Below are 19,904 nucleotides of genomic sequence, written 5' to 3' on the forward strand. Positions count from 1 at the left end.
ACACCGAACCAGCCCACGTAGAGGCGGTTGTTGGTGGAGGTGACCCACTCACAGAACTGACTCCAGGCAGAAGCGCCTTGGCGCTGCTGAAGAGTTGAGGTCATGAGGACGAGAGATAGTGCCCCCGAAGGGACGAGGAAGGAAGACAAGGCAAGGCGGAAGCCGCCTGCGGACCCGCTTGCGCGGCTTGTCTGCCAAAGATTAACACGCTGTTGCGTTTTGTTAAGAGGCGTTTCCTGATCAGCAGGAGGTTCCCGGGCGTCTTGCCTGGATCACCGCCAGGACGTTCGCCGTTCAGAGATGGGTCGCCTGAGATTCGAACTCAGGACCAATCGGTTAAAAGCCGAGTGCTCTACCGCTGAGCTAGCGACCCGCCCGGATGGGCCAGCAGCGAACGTATCACAAGGGGAATGCACTCCCCAGTGCACCGGAGACCCTCCGGCTGAAGGCCATCCCAAAAACTTGCCTGACCACAATGGCCATGCTGTCGAAGGCTCCGATCCGTGACCGCAGACCGTTCTCCCTGGCCTGAGCCCAACGTCCACCCCGAGGCCTGGGTGGCACCCAGCGCCGTGCTGATTGGCGATGTGTCCCTGGCGGCTGGAGCAAGCCTCTGGCCGCTGGCCGTGGCCCGCGGCGATCTCTGCTCGATCGTGGTGGGCGAGAACAGCAACGTTCAGGATGGGGCGGTGCTGCACGGAGATCCAGGCCAGGGCGTCTGGATCGGGGCGGAGGTCACGATCGGCCATCGGGCCGTGGTCCATGGGGCCGTCCTCAAGGATGGTTGCCTGATTGGTATCGGTGCCATCGTTCTTAACGGTGTGACCGTGGGAGAAGGGGCCCTGGTGGCGGCAGGGGCTGTGGTCACCAGTGACGTGCCACCGGCCACGCTGGTGGCTGGTGTGCCCGCCAGGCCACGCCGTGAGCTGAGTGCGGCAGAACTGTCCGACCAACGCCACCATGCCCTCCGTTACAGGACCCTGGCCGCCGCCCATGCCGGCAGGAGCGATCGTACGGGCTTTGAACGCTGAAATCCAGCCTGGATCGGTTTCGGGACCCACTGCAGGTTCGCCCCACCCGCTCCGGATTGTCCTCAACGGGGTCCTCGGGTCCGTAGGATTAGCTGACCCTGCATTGGACCCGATGGACGCAAGGCTTCTGCTGGTTTCAGCCCCGATCCTGCTGGCTGTCAGCTGGGCTGTGTTCAACATCGGACGGGCGGCCGTCGGCCAGCTCCAACTCATGCTCAAGCGCTCCCGCGCCTGATGATCCAGGTGATCGGTGCCGGCCTCGCCGGTACTGAAGCGGCCTGGCAGATCGCCCAGTCCGGTGTGCCTGTGAGGTTGTGGGAAATGCGGCCGGTCTGCCGCTCCCCCGCCCACCACAGTGGCGAATTCGCAGAGCTCGTCTGCAGCAACAGTTTTGGAGCCCTCTCCAGCGACCGGGCCGCCGGGTTGCTTCAGGAGGAATTGCGCCAACTTGGTTCGGTTGTGATCGGCACTGCTGATGCCCATGCCGTTCCTGCGGGCGGGGCCCTGGCCGTGGATCGGGGCCGTTTCAGTGAAGCCCTCACCGTCGCCCTGGAGCAGCATCCCCTGATCAGCGTCGAGCGGCGCGAGCTGAGGGAACTGCCACCACCCGCCGAAATCACTGTGCTGGCCACCGGTCCACTCACCAGTGACGCCCTGGCCGAGCAGCTCCGCGCCTTCACCGGTCGCGCCGAGTGCCACTTCTTTGATGCCGCCAGCCCGATCGTGGAAGGCGAGAGCATCGACATGCAGCGGGCTTTCCGGGCCAGCCGCTATGACAAGGGCGACGCGGATTACATCAACTGCCCGATGAACCGGGAGCAGTACCTCGCCTTCCGCGAGGCGCTGCTGGGCGCCGAGCAGGCGGAACTGAAGGATTTCGAGCAGGAAAGCGCCACGTTCTTCGAAGGCTGCCTGCCGATCGAGGAGCTGGCCCGCCGCGGCGAAGACACCATGCGCTATGGGCCGCTGAAGCCGATCGGCCTGTGGGATCCCCGCTGGGGCGACCTCTACGACGCTGATGTGCGCCGTGCCCGGCGGGCCTATGCGGTGGTGCAGCTGCGCCAGGAAGACAAGGACGGCCAGCTCTGGAACCTGGTGGGCTTCCAGACCAACCTCAAGTGGGGCGAGCAGAAGCGGGTGCTCCGCCTGATCCCCGGCCTGGAGAACGCCAGCTTCGTGCGCTTCGGCGTGATGCACCGCAACACCTTCCTTGAAGCGCCCCAGCTGCTGGATCCCACCCTGCAGTTCCGCCAGCGCCCTTCGCTTTTGGCGGCCGGACAGATCACCGGCACCGAGGGCTATGCGGCGGCGGTGGCCGGCGGCTGGCTGGCCGGCACCAACGCCGCCCGTCTGGCGCTGGGCCAGGAACCGATCTGCCTGCCTGTCACCACCATGGCTGGCGCCCTCACCCACTTCATCGCCTCCGCCCCCAGTGAGCGGTTCCAGCCGATGCCGCCCAACTTCGGCCTGATGCCGGAGTTGCCGGAGCGCATCCGCGACAAACGCCGCCGTTACGGCGCCTACCGAGATCGGGCCCTGGCGGATCTGGCCCCCTTCGCGGCACCTTCAGCAGCACCGATCGCGGCGCCGCTGGCGGCCACCCCCGGGGCCGACCTGGCGCTTGCCTAGCCTCGGCGCACCGGCAACATCTCCGTGCAGCAGACGAGCGGCAACACCTCCCCGGCGGCGGGAGGCGGGGCCTTGGATGCCGTGGTGATCGGCTCGGGCATCGGCGGGCTGGTCACCGCCAGCCAGCTGGCGGCCAAGGGGGCGAAGGTGCTGGTGCTGGAGCGTTACCTGATCCCGGGCGGCTCCGGTGGCAGCTTCCGGCGCGCGGGGTACACCTTTGATGTGGGGGCCTCGATGATCTTCGGCTTCGGCGAGAAGGGGCACACCAACCTGCTCACCCGCGCCCTGGCGGACGTGGGTGAACGGCAGGACACCATCCCCGACCCGGCCCAGCTCGCTTACCACCTGCCAGGAGGCCTTGAGCTGGCTGTCGATCGCGACTACGACAGCTTCATCGCCCGGCTCACGGCCCTGTTCCCCCACGAAGCCGCCGGCATCCGCGCCTTCTACGACACCTGCTGGCAGGTGTTCCGCTGCCTCGATGCCATGCCGCTCCTCTCCCTGGAGGATCCGGCCTACCTGGCCAAGGTGTTCTTCAGAGCACCCCTGGCCTGCCTGGGGCTGGCCCGCTGGCTGCCGGTGAACGTGGGCGATGTGGCCCGCCGCCACATCAAGGATCAGGCGCTGCTCAGGTTCATCGACATGGAGTGCTTCTGCTGGTCGGTGATGCCGGCCGATCGCACGCCGATGATCAATGCCGGCATGGTGTTCTCCGATCGCCATGCCGGCGGCATCAACTACCCGAGGGGCGGCGTCGGCACGATCGCCGAACACCTGGTGCGCGGCCTGGAGCGCCACGGCGGCGCCATCCGCTACCGCAGCAGGGTCACCAGGGTGGTGCTGGAGAACGGCCAGGCGGTGGGGGTGGAGCTGGCCGGCGGTGAAACGATCCGCGCCCGGCGGGTGATCTCCAATGCCACCCGCTGGGACACCTTCGGCAGCCTGGTGGATGACGCCCACACACCGGCGGCGGAGACGGTCTGGCGGCGGCGCTACAAACCCTCAGCCTCGTTCCTCTCGCTGCACCTGGGCGTGAAGGCGGAGCTGATTCCCGCCGGCAGCCACTGTCACCACCTGCTGCTGGAGCACTGGGAGGAGATGGAGGCGGAGCAGGGCACGGTGTTCGTTTCGATTCCCACCCTGCTGGACCCGTCCCTGGCGCCGCCTGGCCATCACATCGTGCATGCCTTCACCCCGTCGGCGATTGACAACTGGAAAGGCCTGGGACCCACGGCCTACGCGCAGGCCAAGCAGGCCGCCGCCGATCGCCTCATCCGCCGGCTGGAGGGCTTCCTGCCGGGACTTGGCACGGCAATCAGCCACCGTGAGGTGGGCACACCCCGCAGCCATCGCCGCTTCCTGGGCCGGCACCAGGGCAGTTACGGCCCGATTCCGGCGCTGCGGCTGCCTGGCCTGCTGCCGATGCCGTTCAACCGCACCGGCATCCCCGGGCTCTACTGCGTGGGGGATTCCTGCTTCCCCGGCCAGGGGCTCAACGCCGTGGCCTTCAGCGGCTTCGCCTGCGCCCACCGGGTGGGCGCCGACCTGGGGCTCAACCCCTGGGCCCTGCCGGACTGAGCAAACAGGCGGAAACCCGAAGACCCAATTCCACGGATTGCCGGCCAGGAAACTAAGATTGAAACAGTTCGCAATATTTCCAGGTGGGACAGTCTGATACGCCCAGCTCGCAGGACCTGGCCCGGTACCTTGAAGAAAAGGGAGCCCTGACCAAACCCTGGCTGTTGATGCAGTTGAGGCTCAGCAAGCTCAAAGAAGAGAAGGCCTCGATGACATCTGACGAATACCTGCTGCGCATCCAGGACGCCCACACCGATCTGATGCGGATGGGCCCGTTCTGGAAGGGTCAGGAGCGGCAGGTGTTCGGGCTCTCCGGCGACCCTCTCCCCCTGGCTGATGGCTGAGCTTCAGCCGGTCATCGGCCCCCCAGACAACAAGCCCTATCGGATCGCTCCGTTGATCCGCACCACGCTTCTGCTGCTATATCTCGCCCTGGTGGGTCCTTTGCCTGTGCTGGCACCGCCGGAGCTGAGGGTGTGGCTCCTGGCTGCCCTGATGCTTGGGCTGGTGCTGGTTTTCGCCATGTTGAGTGAACAGGTGGTGCTCGAATCCGATGCCATCCGGGTGGGTCATCCACGATGGTGCGCCTGGCTGTTCCGACGGGGCTGGCGGCTGGATTGGAGCGAGGTCGCCCGGTTGGTGCCGATCACCACCAGCCAGGGCGGCACCGTTCACTACATCCGCTCCCGGCAAGGCGAGCACTTTCTGTTGCCGCAACGCCTGGAACGCTTTGCCGATTTTCTGATGCGCTTCCAGCAATCCACCGGGCTCGACACCAGGGGGATTGGACGGATCACCCCCGCCTGGACCTACTGGACCCTGGCGATGCTCAGCCTGCTGCTGCTGATCGGCGAAGGGGTCAGCTTCGCCTGGCTCCTGCCTGCCCAGGCCGGCTGATCAGCCAGCGCTGGCAACCTGGCGCAGCGAAAGGTTGCCAGACTGGGAATCGCCGGCTTCCGGCAGGGTTTCAAGACTGAATCGATACCCCTGCTGCCGCACGGTTTCGATTCCTCCCCCTTCTCCCAGACCCGCCAACTCCAGCTTGCGCCGCAGCGTGAGCACCTGGGTATCGACGGAGCGGGGGCCACCACTGAACGGGGGCCAGGCCATCCGCAGCAGTTCCTGGCGGCTGCGAACCATGCCTGGCGGCATCAGCAGCGCGCAGAGCAAGGCAAATTCCCGCGGACTGAGCTCGACAGGCTGATCGCGCAGCATCACCTGGCGCAGCAGCAGATGCACTTCAAGCGGGCCCACACAGACCCTCTCCTGCAGGCCACTGCCGCTCCGCCGCAGCAGACTGCGACACCGGGCCGCCAGCTCCTCAAGACCGAAGGGCTTGCGCAGCACGTCATCGGCGCCGGCATCGAGCATGGCCACCACGGCATCGGCACCGGTTCGGGCGGTGAGCACCATCACCGGGCAGCGCAGATGGGCCGCCAGCCGCAGCGCGGAGCTCTCCTCGAGCAACTCGGCGCTCACCAGCAGATCCGGCATCTGGTCTTCGCAGAGCTGGAGCGCCTCGGTGGCCGATGCCACAGCAGCCGCCAGATGGCCATCCTGCCTGAGGCGCTGGGCCAGCACCGTGCGAAGCGTGGGGTGGGGATCCACCACCAGAATGCGCTTCAGAGGTGAAGCGGAACCACGCCGTTCTCCAGGCCCCTGGCCCTCGGCCTGGGGTGGATGTTCAGAATTCAGGCTGGGCCTCAGCTCCACAGCGGATCCCTAGGGAATCCCTAAGCTACTCGGCATCCGGGTTCCGACGATCAGGTCGTTGCCACCCCTGCTTCAGTCCCCCCCACCGGCCGAACGCCTCACCATGACCGCGCTGCAGAATCCTGAGGCCATTCGCCACTTCCAGTCACTCTGCGATGCCTGTCAGGACCTGGTGAGCCGCTACCACAGCCCATCGGAACTGCGGCTCTATGCCGATGGCTACCTGCACGCCCTGCGGCGCACCGCCGTGCTGGATTCCCAATCCCAGCGAAGGCTGGAGGAACTGATCGATCGCTGGATCCTCGATCCCTCTGGTTTCATCGGACCCGGTGGTGATCTCAGCACCCTTTACCAGAGCGGTCACCACTGAGCCGACAGCGGCATCGCCAGCAGGGCCTCAGGAGGCCAGGGCCACTGCGAGGGTTTCGCGCAGCTCACCGGAGTTGTACAGCTCGATGAGAATGTCGGAGCCGCCGATGAACTCCCCATTCAGATACACCTGGGGAATGGTTGGCCACTCGGAGAATTCCTTGATTCCGTGGCGAATTTCAGGGTCGGAGAGCACGTCGAAGGTTTCGAACGACACCCCAAGGGTGTTGAGGATCTGAACCACATTGTTCGAGAAGCCGCACTGCGGCATCAACTTCGTGCCCTTCATGAACACCACCACCGGAGCGCTGGTCACGAGGGTCTTGATGCGTTGCTCAACGGTGGGTTCCATGGGCTGCTGGGGGTGGGGATCAGAAAGGTTGAAGGAAGCTGGGCCGGGCTCAGCCAGGGGATGAGGTCTGCAGAGCCAGGGCATGGATGGCCTCACTGGCCAGTTCGCTGCGCAGGGCTCCGTAAACGAGCTGATGCTGCTTGATGCGGGAAAGACCGGCGAAGGCGGCGGAAATCACCTTCACCTGGAGGTGGTCTCCCCCTCCGGTCAGATCGTCCACCTCAACCTGGGCATCCGGCAAGCTGTTCCAGATCGCTGCTCTGACTTGATCCGGTTGCACCATGCTCTCGTCGGAACTCACAGAACGGCAATCTAGAAGCTGGGGCGCCATGGCTGGCTGATCGCTCCATCCCCGGCTCAGCGGATTGTCAGAGGGAACGGACGGATCAGCCGATCACTTGCTGCCGGTGGTGGCAGGGGCCGGTTCTCCGGCCGTGTAGGGGGTGGTGGCAAAGCCCAACTCCACCAGGCTCTGGTAGGCCCTGCGCCCTTCCTCCCGGGCCGGGGTCATGATCTTGATCACCTCCACCAGCAGTGGCACCGCCACCTCCGGTTGGTTCTGACGGCGCAGCAGGGCCGCCAGCCGCAGGTTGGCCTGGGCCAGGGTTTCCAGAGATTCACGGCCCTTCTGGTCCATTTCCCTTGGGATGCGTGCATCCAGGCCGCGGAAGGATCCACTCAGGTCGCGATAGAAACCGAGCAGCCGCAGGCTGGCGTCACGGGCGAGGTCGTAGTCCTTGCGGGCCGCGGCCAGATCGCCGCGGGCAACGGCGGCGTCGCCTCGCACCAGCAGTCCGTTGATCGAGGCCAGGTTGAAACCGACACTGGCGCCCTCAAGCACCTTCTGGGGTTCCGCCTGGGCCGAGGCGGCCGGTATGGAAACGACGGGGGCGAGGGTTGCCGCCAGAGCAAGCCCGAGGGCGACAGGGGGCCAGCGCACGTGGAAGGATCGAAAAGTTCTGATCAACTCTAAAGGGCGTCGATCGGACGCCCCAAAGCCAGACGGGCCGCTTCCTCGGCTGATTGCATGGCCAGGGCCAGGCGTTCGTTGAGGCTTTTCACAGCCACACGCCCCCTGCCTTCCACGCTCAGCACGGGGCCGAAGCAAAGCGCTGCCCGGCTCCGGAAGTGCGGACGCTCTTGTTCATAGCCGATCCCAACGGGAACCACCTGGACAACCACCCCCTGGCTGGCGGCCAGGACAGCCAGCCGGGCCAGACCCTGATGCAACCGGATCGGACCATCCTGGCGACGGATCTGGCCTTCCGGAAAGACGACAAGCTGCTGGCCGACCCTGAGGAGATCCACTGCGTAGCGAAGGGTGGTGGTGCCCGGCCGGCCCTGGTCGACGGGGAAACAGCCCAGACGCTGCAGAAACCAGCCCTGGATTCCCTTCATCTCCGTCTGGGTGACCATGAACCGGCAGTCTCTGCCGCTGACGCGCCGGCCGGCGGCGCGCGGCAGCAACAGGGCATCCCAGCGGGCACGGTGGGTGGGGGCCAGCAGCACGGCGCCGTGCAGGGGCAGGTGCTCGGTGCCGAGCAGCTCAATCCGGCTGAACTGCCATGGCAGGGCCAGATCCTGGGTGACCGCCATGGCCAGTGGAGCCAGGGCCGGGCTGACCCCGAAGCAGATCCGGCGCTCCCGACGGATCAGGGCGTGCTCAGCTGCCGATGGTTCGGCTGCAAGCGCCGTTTCCGGCCCGGTTGCCGGCCCTTCGGCTGGCTCGGTTGTCGGGCTGATCTGCTGCCGCGAGCTCACGGCCACCTGCCATCACGGAACTATCGGCAAGCTAGGGGGACAGGCTCCCCGCCGATCCACCCGACGGGCAGTTGCCGCTGCGGCCCGGATTCAATCCATAGGATCAGGCAAACCATCCCGCTTCTGCCGTGGCCAGCCTTGGCGTGAACATCGACCACGTTGCCCAGGTGCGCCAGGCTCGCCGCACCGTGGAGCCTGATCCAGTCAGTTTCGCCCTGTTGGCGGAACTGGGGGGAGCCGACGGCATCACCGTGCATCTGCGCGAAGACCGGCGCCATGTTCAGCTCCGGGATCTGGAGCTGCTGCGGGCCACCGTGCGCAGCCGGCTCAACCTGGAAATGGCTGCCACCGCTGAGATGGAGGCGATTGCCCTGGAGATCAGGCCCGACATGATCACCCTGGTGCCGGAAAAGCGCCAGGAGGTGACCACCGAGGGAGGGCTGGACGTGCTGACCCAGCGTCCGGCCCTGCAGGCCCTGGTGGAGCGACTGCAGATGGCCGGCATTCCCGTGAGCCTGTTCGTGGACCCGGAGCCTGCCCAGCTGGAGGCCAGCCAGCTGTGCGGTGCCCGCTGGGTGGAGCTCCACACCGGCGCCTACGCGGAAGCGAGCTGGCCGGAGCAGCCCCGCGAACTGGCCAGGCTCACCGAGGCCGCCGCCCTGGCCGGTCAGCTCGGCCTGCGGGTCAACGCCGGCCATGGCCTCACTTATCAGAATGTTGAGCCGGTCGCCGCGATCGCCGCGATGGAGGAACTGAACATCGGTCACACGATCGTGGCCCGGGCCCTGGCGGTGGGGCTGCAGGAGGCGGTGCGGCAGATGAAGGCCCTGGTTCAGAATCCTCGCCACGACCCCCTGTTTGGTGGCATCAGCCCATGAGCGCCTCAACGCCGACCACCTATTTCTTCGTAGCCGCCAGCACAGCCTTCCTCACGGAGGAGGAGCCGCTCGAAGAAGTGCTCCGGGAGCGGGTTCGGAACTACGCCGAGGGGAACAAGCCGATCGATTTCTGGCTGATCAGCTCCCCGGCTTTTCTTGCCTCCGTCGATCTTCAGACCGTTGCCGCCGCCCTTCCGAAACCGGCCTCAGCCGTGGTGTCCACCGATCCGAAGTTCATCGATTTTCTCAAGCTGCGCCTTGAGTTCGTGGTGAAAGGGAGCTTTCTGGCCCCAAGTGCCACCATTCCGGATCCATTGGCCGCCGCCGGCTAGGCCACCTGGCGCTGCTTCTCAACCACCCAGCCGGCCAGGTGCCTCTGCTGGCGGTGGTCAAGGGCCCGATCAGCCAACAGGCGCTCACGCAGACGCTCCAGATCCTCCGGGTGAAGTTCACCGTTCGACTGCCAATGGAGATTGGTGGGGATCAAGGTGTTGGGTTGCTGACGCAAATCTCTATCCATGTTGTCAGAGCGAACAGCCCTGGGGCGACCCTGAAATCGGTTGAATTCCTGCAGAGATCTCAGAACAGGCCGAGGAAGCGTCGACGTCCCTCGGAGGGTCTGCCAGCGGGAGTGTCCCTGCCGTCCTGCTGATGGCGAGGCCGCTGATCGCCAATCGTCAGCAGGGCCTCCTTGTTCTTCCACCAGATCCAGTCGCGGATCGGCGGTGTGGCGAGCAGGTCGTTGCGGCTGAGCCGCAGTCCGAGCCGCGATGAGGCATCGAGCAGCACCTCGACCATGGCCTCCCCATCCGTGCAGGCAGCCAGTGCCTCGTTGGTGCGCTTTGCTCCATTCAGCGCCTTCACCAGCAGATTGACCCTCTGGGAAACGGAGAGGGAGGCTGGATCCATGGGCCTGCAAAGACATTGGGCGGACGGTACCAGCGCCAGTGAACCGGTGGCAGGCGGCAAAGCTGACAAAAGGCGCTCGAAGGTTCAGACTTCAAGAGCGCAAGCTTCTTCAACCCGCCCGTTCCATGGCGTCTGCACCGCCCCATCAGCCCCACTGGGTGATCGGTGATGTCCATGGTTGCGCCCAGGCCCTCGCAGAACTGATCTCCAGGCTCCCCAGGACTGATCGGCTGATCCTCTGTGGAGATCTGATCAACCGTGGGCCCCAGATCCAGAGAACGATGGAACTGGGCTGGAGCCTGGTCCAGAGTGGTCGGGCGGTGTGGTTGCGCGGCAACCACGAGCAGAAGCTGCTGGATGCACTGAGCCGGGGAGATTCGATCCGAAACCCCAGCCTGGCCGGGTCCGACACCTTCCGCCAGCTCGGTACGGAGCAGTGCCGGTTCTGGCGGCGCCGGCTCGCTTCCCTCCCGCTGGCGTACTGGGGCCAGGGCTGGGTGGCGACCCACGCCGGCTTCGATCCATCCACCTGGAAGCCTGATCTGGGAATCCGCGCCCCCTTCTGGCGGGCCTACGACGGACGTTTCGGCGACGTGATCATCGGCCACACCCCTGAGCAGGTCGTGAAACGCCGCCGCAATTCGATCGTGATGATCGACACAGGAGCCTGCTACGGGGGGCGGCTGACGGCCTACTGCCCCGAAACCGGCGACACAGTCAGTGTGCCGGGCGCGGGCTCGCTCCCGGACGACCGGACCATCAGGCAGGAGCTGGAGCGATCCTTCCTGGCCCCCTGCCCTTGCTGACGGTCTATCGCAGCAACCGGGCCGAGTTTCTCGCCCAGTTGCTGGCCCAGCAGCTCCGCCTCGACCCTCCCAGCCCCTGGGAAACCATCCAGGTGGTGGTGAACACCTGGCCCACCAGCCGCTGGCTGGGGGAACAGCTCGCCGTGGAGCTGGGTGGAATCGTCGCCAATCTGCGGTTTCCCTTTCCGGCCAGCCGTCTGCGTCAGATCGTCAATCACCTGCTCGACGATGCTGCCGCGGCCGACGATCCCTGGCGTGCCACAAATCTGGTCTGGCCGGTGCTGGAGCTGCTGCCGGAGCTGGCCAAGGCGCCTGAGGCGTTTCTGCTCGAGCGCTGGCTGCAGAGTCGCGGTGACAGCCAACGGCTCGACGCCCCGCTCTGGCAGCTGGGCCGGGCCATCGCCGACAGCCTCGACGATCTCACCCTCTACAGGCCGGCCATGCTGGCGACCTGGTCGGGCGGTCAAGACCGCGATGATCGCGGCGAGCCGCTGCCCGAGTTGCAGCGCTGGCAACCACTGCTCTTCCGCCAGCTGCAGGCCCGTCTTGGGGTGCAGCCGTTCGGTCTCAGGCTGATCGAGGCGATCGAGCGGCTGCGCCTTGGCACCGCCCGGGTGGAAGGACTGACGGGCACGCTGCGGCTGTTCGGTCTCAGCAGCGGCGCCCCACTCCAGGTGCAACTGCTCCAGGCCCTCTCGGCTGTTCTGCCGGTCGACATCTACCTGCTGACCCCCTGTCGCGACCTGTGGCAGCGCTGCAGCCAACGGCGCCAGGAGCTCCGCGATGCCGTGGCTCTCACCGAGCCCTTCGCCCTCGACTGGCTGGTTCAGGCTCCGGCCCTGGAGGGACGCTTCGGTCGCCTGGGCGGGGAGTTTCAGCAGCTCCTGGAGGGAACCGGCGAAGCCCAGCTCGGTTGTGCCCAGGAACGGGACCTGTTCTTTCTTCCCGCCACGGCCGCCACCGCGCAGGGGCGAAGCCCCCGGCTGCTGGAGCAGCTCCAGGAACAACTGGTGGAGGGAGCCGCACCGCAGGCACTGAGCTGGCGGGCGGGGGATCGCTCCCTGGAGTTCCACCCCTGTCCCGGGCGGCTGCGGCAGGTCCAGATCGTGCGTGACCGCCTGTTGCAGCTGATGGCCGAGGACAGCAGCCTGGAACCGCGTCACATCCTGGTGATGACCCCGGATGTGGACCGACTCGCTCCCTTGCTGGCCGCCGTGTTCGGCGACACGGCAGCCACCGGCGTGGTGTTGCCGTGGCGACTCACGGACCGAAGCCAGCAGGGGGAAGCGGGCCTGAGCGCGGCACTGCTGCAACTGCTGCTGCTGGGGGGTGAGCGGCTCACCGCCAGCGCGCTCGAGACCCTGCTCCAGAACACGGCGCTGCAGGAGCACTTCCAGCTCGAGTCGGGCGAAGCCGCCGCCCTCAGCTCCACGCTCCAGACCTGCGGCTTCCGCTGGGGACTGGCGGCCGAGCAGCGCGGAGGAAACGCCAGCCACAGCCTGTCCTGGGCGATTGATCGCCTCTTGCTCGGCCTGGCCCTGCCCGATCAAGCCGGAGTGGCGGTCGGCGACTGCGCTCCCCACCGGCTGGGGGGAACGGTCGAACAGCTGGGTCGCTGGATCCGTTTGCTCACCAGCCTGCGGCAGGTGCTGACTGAACTGGCCCGCGCCCACAGCGCCGCCGAATGGGCCGCCCGGCTGCCGCCGCTGCTCACGCTCCTGTTCGGTGATGGTGGAGATCGGGCCTGGGAACTGCAGACCATCCGGGAGGCGATCGCCAGCTGGCATCAGAGCGCGGCCAGCTGCGACCTTCAGCTCACGGCTCCAGTGGTGGCCGCGGTGCTGAAGGAACGTCTCTCAGCCGACAGCGGTCGTTTCGGGCACCGCAGCGGTGCTCTCACGATCAGTGCCCTCGAGCCGATGCGCGCCATCCCCCACCGGGTGATCGTCCTGATCGGACTCGATGCCGGGGCCTTTCCCCGCCAGGGGACACGGCCGGGTTTCGATCTGATGGAGAACCACCGCCGCCTGGGTGATCCCCACAGCGCCGATCAAGACCGCTACGGCCTGATCGAGGCGCTGCTCTCGGCCCGGGATCATTTGCTGATCTGCTGGAACTGCCGCGAGGAACACAGCGGCGAACCGATTGCACCGGCTGCTCCGGTGCGCCAGTGGCTGGAGCTGGTGCGCTCGGAACTGGGGGAGGAAGCGGCGGCTTCCCTGCTGGTGAACCATCCCGCCAGTCCGCTCGATCGCCGGAACTTTCTGGTCGAGGACGGGCGCCAGCCCGCCAGCTGTGATCAGCGCCTGCTCAGGGTGCTGCAGCAGCTGGAGCGCTCAGGCAGCCTCGGACCAGGGACTGATCGATGGGAGGGGGCCACCGCACCCCTGATCCTGCGGGGTCCTGGCCGGAACGTGCGGGGCGAACCTGGCGTCGCGGCGGCAACGGAACGGCTGGAAGCGGAGGAGGCCTACCGCGATCTCCGCCACTGGCTGATCAGGCCCCAGGATCACTGGCTTCGCAGCCTGGGCCTGGAGGCGCGGGAATGGAGCGAGGCCATCGAGGATCTCGAAGACCTCGAACTCGATGAAAGGCAGCGTGCCGCCCTGCTTCGTGGCGTGCTCGATGCGGATCCCGCCCCAGGCGGAGCCGATCCGCCGGACTGGATCCAGCGCACCCGGGGGCGTGGCCTGCTGCCCCCGCTGGCGGCCGGCATCCTCGAAGCCCAGGCCCTTAACGAACGCTGGGGTTCGCTGAAGCAGTGTCTGGAACGTCTTGGCACCCCCCACCAGGAGACGCACCACTGGCAGCCGCCACTGGTTTCGCTCCAGCCCCTGCAGGCCACCGTCCTCTGGCATGACACCACGCTCGTGCTGGTCAAAACGAGCAAAGCCCAGGCCTCCCATCGCCTGGAGCTGGCCTTGCAGCTGATCCTCTCGGGCGCCTGTGGGGCCCAGGCCTCGGGTGCTGTGTTGGTCGCCCGCCACGAGAACTCCTTTGCGGTGGTGGAGAAGCTCCGCCCCCCAACTTCCCTTCAGGCAGGTTCGATCCTGGAGCAGTGGCTGGGCTGGCACCAGCGCAGCCACTGCTGGCCAGTGCCACCGGCCACCGGCTGGGCCTATGCCGAAGCGGAGCTCGCCAGCCCCGGCACCGGTCTTGCCAAGGCCACGGCCTGCTGGGAAGGCAGCGGCTTCGGCCAGAGAGCGGAACGGGAGGACCCGGCCATCAGCCTCTGCTTCGGCCGAGATACAACCGCCAGGGAGCTTGTGGCGGGGACGTTCGGGCCGTTCCATGAGCTGTCGATCGAACTCCAGACCCCTCTGCTGGCCCTGCGGTCAGAACCATGACCCAGCTCCAGTCGCAGCCGGGAGCGCCACCGGTCGACTTCGAGGCCAACGGGGTGGGTCTGGAAGGCGGTGTGCTGCTGCTGGAAGCGAGCGCCGGCACCGGCAAGACCTTTGCCCTCGCCCACCTGGTGCTGAGGCTTGTGGTGGAACGGCAGCTGTCGTTGCGGGAACTGCTGGTGGTGACCTTCACCGATGCCGCTGCCGCCGAACTCAGGGATCGCATCGGCCGGCGACTGCTGCAGGCGCTGCAGGGAATCGCTGATCTGGAATCGGCGGCTGGAGAGGCCGCTGGGATCGAGGGGATCGACGACGTCCTGCGGGCCTGGCTCGCCAGCCAGGGGAGCATCGAGGCCAGCCCACGGCTGCGGGCACGGCTGTTGCTGGCCCTCGAAGACCTCGATGCCGCCGACATCACCACGATCCACGGATTCTGTCGCCGCACCCTGCAACGCCAGGCGCTGGAGGCCGGGCTCGGCCCCGACGTCGAGCTGGACACCGATGCCAACACCCTGGTCGAGCAGATCTGCCACGACTACTGGCAGCAGCAGATGCTGCCCCTGCCCAGCCACCTGCTCGATGGGCTCAGGCGCCGGGGGGTGAGCCTGAAGGGATTGATCAGCCTGTTGGCCCAGCTGGAGGGGGATGCGGCCCTGGGTCTTGCCCCCCTGCCGAGCGGTTTCCAGGCCGAGCTGCCACTGCCCGGCCAGCTGATCAACCTCTGGGAGCAGCTCTGGAACGCGTTCGTCCAGCTCTGGCAGACCAGAGGGGAGCTCCTCTATGGGGCCCTGCAGGCAGCCCCGGCCCACTGGAAGTCGCTCGGTGCCAAAACCTCCAGGGAGTATCCGCTCAAACCGAAGATCGACCGCCACCGGAAGCTCTCCGACTGGCTGATCGCCCAGCAGGCGGGGGATGGGATGGGGTCCTACGCCGACACGGTGAAGGATCCGAACGGCCTCAGTGACTATTTCCACCCGGGCCCCTTCACCAAGCAGGCCAGTCGCTGGGAAGGAGCGGCTGTTTCCCTGCCGGAGCGCCCCCTGATGGAGGCTGTTGCGGGCCTGGTGGATGGGCCTGCCGAGGCGATGCTCGCCCATTTCTGCCACTGGGCCCGCCGGGAGGTGGCAGAGCGGCGGAGGCGCAGCGGCCGGATGAGTTACGGCGATCTGCTCCGGGGGCTGGATCCAGGCCTGGAGGGCACGGCCCACCGGGAACTGATCGCTGCGGTGGCGCATCGCTATCGGGTTGCCCTGATCGATGAATTCCAGGACACCGATCCGATTCAGTGGCGCATCCTGCGGCAGGCCTTCCTGAACCCATCGCTGCCCGGAGACGGGCCGGATCACCTGCTGGTGATGGTGGGCGACCCCAAACAGGCGATCTACCGCTTCCGGGGCGGTGACCTGGCCACTTACCAGGCCGTGCGACAGATCACCCCCCGGGTGGTGGTACTGCGATCGAACTTCCGCGCCTCGGCACCCCTGGTGGCCTCGCTGAATGGACTGATGGCGAAGGGGCTGGCACGCTCCGGCCTGGAGGTTCCCGCCGTCGTGGCCGAACGCTCCGGCGGAATCAGCCTGTCCCTGCCGGCTGGCGACTCCCCCCTGCAACTGCTCTGGCTTGGCGGCACGGTGGCTGATGCTCCCCTGCCGAGTCGCAGCGCCCTGGAGCGGGAGCTGCCCCAGCAGGTGGGCTGCCTGATCGTTCAGCTGCTGGTGCGGGGCATCCAGGTCCGGGAGGGTGATCGCTGCCGTGCCCTCCTGCCCCAGGACATCTGCCTGCTGGTCAGCCGCCACGACCAGGCGGAGGCGCTGCGCCAGGCCCTGGAGCGGCGAGGCGTGGCCTCACGGCTGGTCAGCAAGGAGGATGTCTTCCTGAGCGAAGGAGCGGCGGTGCTGCAGCGGCTGCTGGATGCCCTGGCGAAGCCTGGCCAGGCTCGAAGCCGGCGCCTGCTGGCGGCCTCCCCCCTGCTGGGCTGGAGCGCCCAGCAGATCGCCGAGGCCAGCCCCGGCAGCTGGGACGCCCTGGCCGGCCAGGTCGCCCGCCTCTCCGCCGACCTGGCCAGTCGCGGGCTGCTGGCCGCCCTGGGCGAGCTGATCCGGGCGGAGACCCTGGCGGAGATCACCCTGCGGGGCGGCTTGCTGGCGGATCTGCAGCAGTGCGCCGAGCTCGTCCAGGAGCGCATGCATCAGGAACGGTTCGGGGCGGCGGCCGCCGCCGACTGGTTGCGGCGACGCCGGCATCACCCCCCGGCGACCCTGCCGGAGAAGCACCAGCCGAACAGCGCGACCGTTCCTTCCGCGGTGGGTCTGGTGACGGTGCATCGCAGCAAGGGACTGGAATTTCCCGTGGTGATCTGCCCCTATCTCTGGCAGGCGCCCGGCAGCAGCCGCGGCCGTGCTGGCGCCAGCAGCCTGGGGCGACGCTGGACGCCGCCGGGGGAACAGCAGGTACGCCTCGACCTGCATCGCAATGCCTGCTGGGGCGATGGCCTCGCGGCGCTGCAGCAGGAGCGGCAGGAGCTTGGGGCGGAAGCCGAGCGGCTGGCCTATGTGGCCGCAACCCGGGCGATGCAGTTGCTGATCCTCTGCTACGGGCCCGCCAAGGAGCAGGCCCTCAATCCGCTGCTGCCCTGGTTGTTTCCCACGCTCCCCCTTCCGTCTGAAGGGGATGATCTCGCCCCCATCCAGCGGCGCATCGACCTGGAGCAGATCCCCGGGCTGCAGCTGATCACCCCACCGGAGGCGGCGGACCAGGCGGAACGCTGGCAGTCCCCCCCCCCCCAGGGGGTGCTGGCCACCGGGCCGAGACCCGAGCGGTCCCTTGGCGATGGCTGGGGGCGCAGCAGCTATTCCAGCTGGACCCATGGCGCGGCCTCCAGTCTTGGACCGATCGCCCTGGAGGAAGGACGCGAAACCGATGGAATCAGCGCTGGGATCAGCGATGCGGTGGCGGCAGAAGACCTGGCGGTGGGCCCAGGCCAGGCGTCCCGCTCGATCTGGGCCGGGGAGGGGCCACTGGCCTTCTTCCCCCGGGGCGCCGGAGCTGGAGACTGCCTCCACCGCATCCTGGAGCAGGTGGACCACCAGCTGCCCGCCAACACCCCTGCCCAGGCGGAGCTGGTGGAACGGGAGCTGGCACGGGCCGGCATCGAGGCCGGTGAACGGGACGCCGTACTCCGGTTCCTGGATCAGCTGCGGTTCACGCCGATGGGCGGCGCCCTGGGGGCGTTCCGGTTGGCTGATCTGCCGATCAACCAACGGCTCAATGAAATGGGTTTCGATCTGCCGCTGGCGAGCGGCGAAGGTCAGCTGGTGCGGGCTTCCGGCCTGGCCCAGGTGTTCCGGCAACAGCCTCTGGCGGCCGCGCCCACCTATGCCGACCAGCTGGCCGATCTACCGGTGGCCAGCCGGGGGTTCCTGACCGGTTCGATGGACCTGGTCTTCACCGCCCCCGACAGCGCCGGGGCGGAGCGCTGGTGGGTGGCCGACTGGAAAAGCAACTGGCTGGGCGAACGGGACCAGGCGGGCCAGCCGCTGGCCTGCGGGCCGCGCCACTACGGCGAGGAGTCGATCGCAGCGCTGATGCGCAGCAACCACTACCTGCTTCAGGGCCATCTGTATCTGGTGGCCCTGCATCGCTACCTCGACTGGCGGCTGCCGGGTTACAGGGCCAGTCAGCACCTGGGGGGCTACGTCTATGTGTTCCTGAGAGGTGTGCCGGGCCCCCTTCCCAGGCAGGCGGCGGCAGGGAGCTTCGTGCCCGGGATGCTGGTGGAGTCCCTCGATCTGGCCAGGCTTGAATCCCTCGATGCGCTCCTGCGGGAGGGACAGCGATGACGGCTGCCGGGCCGGCGGGTCGAGCACAACAGCCGTGGCACGGTCCCCTGGCGGAGGCGATGGCCGAAGCCTTGCCCCGGCTCTATGGAGTGGCGCCCGACCCCCTGCTGAGTGAACTGATCAGGGCCCTCACCTCGGCCCTGGAGCGTGGGGGACTGGAACTCGACCTGACTGGCCCGCCCCCGGATGGGGTATCCGCCGCTGCCTGGCCGGCCGGCCACGGCGCCGCCCTGGAGCGATCGGGCCTGGCGGCAGTCAGCAGTGATCCGGCTGATCCACCAGCGCCGCTTGTGGCAACGGCGACGGGAGGAATCGCCTGGCGCCGCTGGTACGAGCAGCAGGAATCGGTGCTTGCGGCTCTCCAGGAGCGGGCCCTTGCTCCCCGCCTTGAGCTGGTGGCAGCAGCAGCCCAGAGCCAGGTCGCAGCAGACATCAGCCTTCGCAACGGGCTCGACCCGCAGCAACAACGCGCCCTGCAGGCCCTGCTGCAGCATCAGCTCGTGGTGCTCGGCGGTGGACCCGGAACCGGGAAAACCTCCACCGTGGTGGCGATGCTGGCGGCGGTGATCAGCCTCAACCCAGGGCTGCGGACCTGGTTGGCAGCACCCACAGGCAAAGCCTCCAGCCGGCTGAAGCGGGCCATCGAAGATCGCTGCGCCGTGCTGCCGGAAAGCCTGGCTCTGGCCTTGCGGGCCCTGCCCTGCAGCACACTTCACCGCCTGCTCGAAAGCAATGGGGAGCGGTTTGGCCGTAACCGCAATCATCCCCTCGCCATCGATCTGCTGGTTGTCGATGAAGCGTCGATGCTCGACCTCAACCTGGCAACCGCCCTGCTCGACGCCCTGCCGCCCCAGGCCCAGCTTCTGCTGGTGGGAGACCCGGCCCAGCTGCCACCGGTGGGAGCCGGAGCGATCCTGAGCGAACTGCATCGACCGGAGCGCTGGCAACAGCTGGGAGAGGCTGCCGTTGAGCTCGGCACCACCTATCGCAATGCCGGTGCCATTGCCGGCGTTGCCTCGCTGCTGCGCCATGGGGACCGTTCCGCTGTCCTGGAGCGACTGGATCGCCTCAGCCCGGCTGACAACCTCAGCTGGCTGAGAAGCCCCACGCTCCGATTGCCGCTGGAACTGGAGAAACGCATGCTGGAGCAGCAGCGGGAACTGCGCCGCCTGGCGGAAGGCTTCAGCCTCGATGATCCCCACACAGCAGACGTGTTGCTGCAGCAACTTGAGGCCTTCATGGTGCTCTCCCCTCTGCGGCGTGGGCCATGGGGGGTGGAAGAACTCAACCGCCGGCTGTTGGGGGAACGGTTCAACGGTGGACCTTCGCGCTGGCCCCCCGGCACTCCGGTGATCTGCACCCGCAATCAGGAGGAGGCAGATCTCGCGAATGGAGACGTGGGAGTGGTGGTGCAGCCATCCGGAGGGGTTGTCCTGTTCGCGGCTGCAGACGGCAGGACGCCAGCGGAGCCGAAGCTGATTCACCCAGCCCGGCTGGAAGCAGCCGCCGCTGCTTTTGCCCTCACCATCCACAAGGCCCAGGGGAGTGAATATGAAACCGTCTGCCTGCTGATGCCAGTCACCCAGCATCCTGATCCACGATCCCTGTACACAGGACTGACCCGGGCCAGGGATCGCTGTGTGCTGATCACCCCCGAGGGAACCGATTGGTTGCCAGGGGGGTGATCAGCTGTGG

The 19,904-nt window shown here is 67.4% G+C and carries 20 protein-coding genes and 1 tRNA gene; 13 read left to right on the forward strand and 8 right to left on the reverse strand.

What is annotated here, in order from left to right; genetic code table 11:
• Positions 1 to 301 precede the first annotated feature (301 nt).
• Positions 302 to 373, reverse strand: a tRNA-Lys gene (locus KQ307_RS12330).
• Positions 374 to 503: 130 nt separating this feature from the next.
• On the opposite strand from KQ307_RS12330, the gene KQ307_RS12335 reads away from it, so the two are divergent.
• The 6 genes from KQ307_RS12335 (at position 504) to KQ307_RS12360 (ending at position 5,135) form a co-directional block, all read left to right on the forward strand.
• Positions 504 to 1,031 carry a gamma carbonic anhydrase family protein gene (locus KQ307_RS12335; protein ID WP_259701653.1) on the forward strand — a complete coding sequence of 176 codons (528 nt, stop codon included), beginning with the start codon at positions 504 to 506 and terminating at the stop codon, positions 1,029 to 1,031.
• Between the two features lie 112 nt (positions 1,032 to 1,143).
• The gene (locus KQ307_RS12340) at positions 1,144 to 1,266 is read left to right on the forward strand and encodes a photosystem II protein Y (protein WP_259701654.1); all 123 of its coding nucleotides are present in this window, start codon (positions 1,144 to 1,146) and stop codon (positions 1,264 to 1,266) included.
• Complete coding sequence (gene trmFO / locus KQ307_RS12345) at positions 1,266 to 2,660, forward strand: FADH(2)-oxidizing methylenetetrahydrofolate--tRNA-(uracil(54)-C(5))-methyltransferase TrmFO (protein WP_259728126.1); 1,395 nt, start codon at positions 1,266 to 1,268, stop codon at positions 2,658 to 2,660. The genes KQ307_RS12340 and trmFO overlap by 1 nt, the downstream gene beginning before the upstream one ends.
• A 24-nt stretch (positions 2,661 to 2,684) precedes the next feature.
• Positions 2,685 to 4,238 (forward strand): carotenoid isomerase, encoded by a 1,554-nt coding sequence (crtH, locus tag KQ307_RS12350; protein ID WP_259728127.1) that lies wholly within the window; start codon positions 2,685 to 2,687, stop codon positions 4,236 to 4,238.
• Positions 4,239 to 4,447: 209 nt separating this feature from the next.
• Positions 4,448 to 4,582 (forward strand): hypothetical protein, encoded by a 135-nt coding sequence (locus KQ307_RS14820; protein ID WP_311133772.1) that lies wholly within the window; start codon positions 4,448 to 4,450, stop codon positions 4,580 to 4,582.
• The gene (locus KQ307_RS12360) at positions 4,575 to 5,135 is read left to right on the forward strand and encodes a hypothetical protein (protein ID WP_259728128.1); all 561 of its coding nucleotides are present in this window, start codon (positions 4,575 to 4,577) and stop codon (positions 5,133 to 5,135) included. Before KQ307_RS14820 ends, KQ307_RS12360 begins: the two co-directional genes overlap by 8 nt.
• Here the strand turns inward: KQ307_RS12360 and KQ307_RS12365 are convergent, their stop codons facing one another.
• On the reverse strand, positions 5,136 to 5,864 hold the full coding sequence (locus tag KQ307_RS12365; protein ID WP_259728179.1) for a response regulator transcription factor: 729 nt from the start codon (positions 5,862 to 5,864) through the stop codon (positions 5,136 to 5,138).
• 190 nt (positions 5,865 to 6,054) lie between these two features.
• Here KQ307_RS12365 and KQ307_RS12370 point away from each other — a divergent pair, with 190 nt between their 5' ends.
• Entirely contained in the window at positions 6,055 to 6,321 is a 267-nt protein-coding gene (locus KQ307_RS12370; RefSeq protein WP_259701659.1) for a DUF6761 family protein, read from the forward strand.
• A 27-nt stretch (positions 6,322 to 6,348) separates the two neighbouring features.
• Here KQ307_RS12370 and grxD read toward each other — a convergent pair whose 3' ends face one another.
• The 4 genes from grxD to KQ307_RS12390 all read right to left on the reverse strand — a co-directional run bounded on the left by grxD (position 6,349) and on the right by KQ307_RS12390 (position 8,328).
• Positions 6,349 to 6,672, reverse strand: a complete 324-nt coding sequence (gene grxD, locus KQ307_RS12375; RefSeq protein WP_259701660.1) for a Grx4 family monothiol glutaredoxin — start codon at positions 6,670 to 6,672, stop codon at positions 6,349 to 6,351.
• 49 nt (positions 6,673 to 6,721) lie between these two features.
• On the reverse strand, positions 6,722 to 6,955 hold the full coding sequence (locus tag KQ307_RS12380; protein ID WP_259728129.1) for a BolA family protein: 234 nt from the start codon (positions 6,953 to 6,955) through the stop codon (positions 6,722 to 6,724).
• Between the two features lie 111 nt (positions 6,956 to 7,066).
• Positions 7,067 to 7,612: a hypothetical protein gene (locus KQ307_RS12385; protein ID WP_259701661.1), complete on the reverse strand. Its 546-nt coding sequence runs from the start codon at positions 7,610 to 7,612 to the stop codon at positions 7,067 to 7,069.
• A gap of 29 nt (positions 7,613 to 7,641) precedes the next feature.
• Positions 7,642 to 8,328: a 1-acyl-sn-glycerol-3-phosphate acyltransferase gene (locus KQ307_RS12390; RefSeq protein WP_259728180.1), complete on the reverse strand. Its 687-nt coding sequence runs from the start codon at positions 8,326 to 8,328 to the stop codon at positions 7,642 to 7,644.
• Positions 8,329 to 8,561: 233 nt separating this feature from the next.
• Here KQ307_RS12390 and KQ307_RS12395 point away from each other — a divergent pair, with 233 nt between their 5' ends.
• Complete coding sequence (locus tag KQ307_RS12395) at positions 8,562 to 9,311, forward strand: pyridoxine 5'-phosphate synthase (protein ID WP_259701662.1); 750 nt, start codon at positions 8,562 to 8,564, stop codon at positions 9,309 to 9,311.
• Positions 9,308 to 9,643, forward strand: coding sequence for an MgPME-cyclase complex family protein (locus tag KQ307_RS12400; RefSeq protein WP_259728130.1), 336 nt, complete (start codon positions 9,308 to 9,310; stop codon positions 9,641 to 9,643). The genes KQ307_RS12395 and KQ307_RS12400 overlap by 4 nt, the downstream gene beginning before the upstream one ends.
• Here the strand turns inward: KQ307_RS12400 and KQ307_RS12405 are convergent.
• Together KQ307_RS12405 and KQ307_RS12410 are read right to left on the reverse strand one after the other, a co-directional pair.
• A complete protein-coding gene (locus tag KQ307_RS12405) occupies positions 9,640 to 9,831 on the reverse strand; it encodes a hypothetical protein (RefSeq protein WP_259701664.1) in 192 nt (63 codons plus the stop codon). The two genes, KQ307_RS12400 and KQ307_RS12405, sit on opposite strands and share 4 nt — an antisense overlap.
• A 59-nt stretch (positions 9,832 to 9,890) precedes the next feature.
• The gene (locus KQ307_RS12410) at positions 9,891 to 10,220 is read right to left on the reverse strand and encodes a hypothetical protein (RefSeq protein WP_259701665.1); all 330 of its coding nucleotides are present in this window, start codon (positions 10,218 to 10,220) and stop codon (positions 9,891 to 9,893) included.
• 125 nt (positions 10,221 to 10,345) lie between these two features.
• Here KQ307_RS12410 and KQ307_RS12415 point away from each other — a divergent pair, with 125 nt between their 5' ends.
• The 4 genes from KQ307_RS12415 to KQ307_RS12430 are packed head-to-tail and all read left to right on the forward strand — an operon-like array spanning position 10,346 to position 19,894.
• A complete protein-coding gene (locus tag KQ307_RS12415) occupies positions 10,346 to 11,026 on the forward strand; it encodes a metallophosphoesterase (RefSeq protein ID WP_259728131.1) in 681 nt (226 codons plus the stop codon).
• Positions 11,020 to 14,373, forward strand: a complete 3,354-nt coding sequence (locus KQ307_RS12420) for an exodeoxyribonuclease V subunit gamma (protein ID WP_259728132.1) — start codon at positions 11,020 to 11,022, stop codon at positions 14,371 to 14,373. The genes KQ307_RS12415 and KQ307_RS12420 overlap by 7 nt, the downstream gene beginning before the upstream one ends.
• Positions 14,370 to 18,209 (forward strand): UvrD-helicase domain-containing protein, encoded by a 3,840-nt coding sequence (locus KQ307_RS12425; protein ID WP_259728133.1) that lies wholly within the window; start codon positions 14,370 to 14,372, stop codon positions 18,207 to 18,209. The genes KQ307_RS12420 and KQ307_RS12425 overlap by 4 nt, the downstream gene beginning before the upstream one ends.
• The gene (locus KQ307_RS12430; RefSeq protein WP_259728134.1) at positions 18,206 to 19,894 is read left to right on the forward strand and encodes an AAA family ATPase; all 1,689 of its coding nucleotides are present in this window, start codon (positions 18,206 to 18,208) and stop codon (positions 19,892 to 19,894) included. Before KQ307_RS12425 ends, KQ307_RS12430 begins: the two co-directional genes overlap by 4 nt.
• Positions 19,895 to 19,904: the final 10 nt, after the last annotated feature.

The organism is Synechococcus sp. CS-1326 (assembly GCF_025128115.1).
Classification (GTDB): Bacteria; Cyanobacteriota; Cyanobacteriia; order PCC-6307; family Cyanobiaceae; genus Regnicoccus.

Bases quoted from the DNA above. Each gene is read 5' to 3' on its own strand.
- KQ307_RS12340 (WP_259701654.1), top strand. From the start codon at position 1,144: ATGGACGCAAGGCTTCTGCTGGTTTCAGCCCCGATCCTGCTGGCTGTC.
- trmFO (WP_259728126.1), top strand. From the start codon at position 1,266: ATGATCCAGGTGATCGGTGCCGGCCTCGCCGGTACTGAAGCGGCCTGG.
- KQ307_RS14820 (WP_311133772.1), top strand. From the start codon at position 4,448: ATGACATCTGACGAATACCTGCTGCGCATCCAGGACGCCCACACCGAT.
- KQ307_RS12360 (WP_259728128.1), top strand. From the start codon at position 4,575: ATGGCTGAGCTTCAGCCGGTCATCGGCCCCCCAGACAACAAGCCCTAT.
- KQ307_RS12370 (WP_259701659.1), top strand. From the start codon at position 6,055: ATGACCGCGCTGCAGAATCCTGAGGCCATTCGCCACTTCCAGTCACTC.
- grxD (WP_259701660.1), bottom strand. From the start codon at position 6,672: ATGGAACCCACCGTTGAGCAACGCATCAAGACCCTCGTGACCAGCGCT.
- KQ307_RS12380 (WP_259728129.1), bottom strand. From the start codon at position 6,955: ATGGTGCAACCGGATCAAGTCAGAGCAGCGATCTGGAACAGCTTGCCG.
- KQ307_RS12400 (WP_259728130.1), top strand. From the start codon at position 9,308: ATGAGCGCCTCAACGCCGACCACCTATTTCTTCGTAGCCGCCAGCACA.
- KQ307_RS12405 (WP_259701664.1), bottom strand. From the start codon at position 9,831: ATGGATAGAGATTTGCGTCAGCAACCCAACACCTTGATCCCCACCAAT.
- KQ307_RS12410 (WP_259701665.1), bottom strand. From the start codon at position 10,220: ATGGATCCAGCCTCCCTCTCCGTTTCCCAGAGGGTCAATCTGCTGGTG.
- KQ307_RS12415 (WP_259728131.1), top strand. From the start codon at position 10,346: ATGGCGTCTGCACCGCCCCATCAGCCCCACTGGGTGATCGGTGATGTC.
- KQ307_RS12425 (WP_259728133.1), top strand. From the start codon at position 14,370: ATGACCCAGCTCCAGTCGCAGCCGGGAGCGCCACCGGTCGACTTCGAG.
- KQ307_RS12430 (WP_259728134.1), top strand. From the start codon at position 18,206: ATGACGGCTGCCGGGCCGGCGGGTCGAGCACAACAGCCGTGGCACGGT.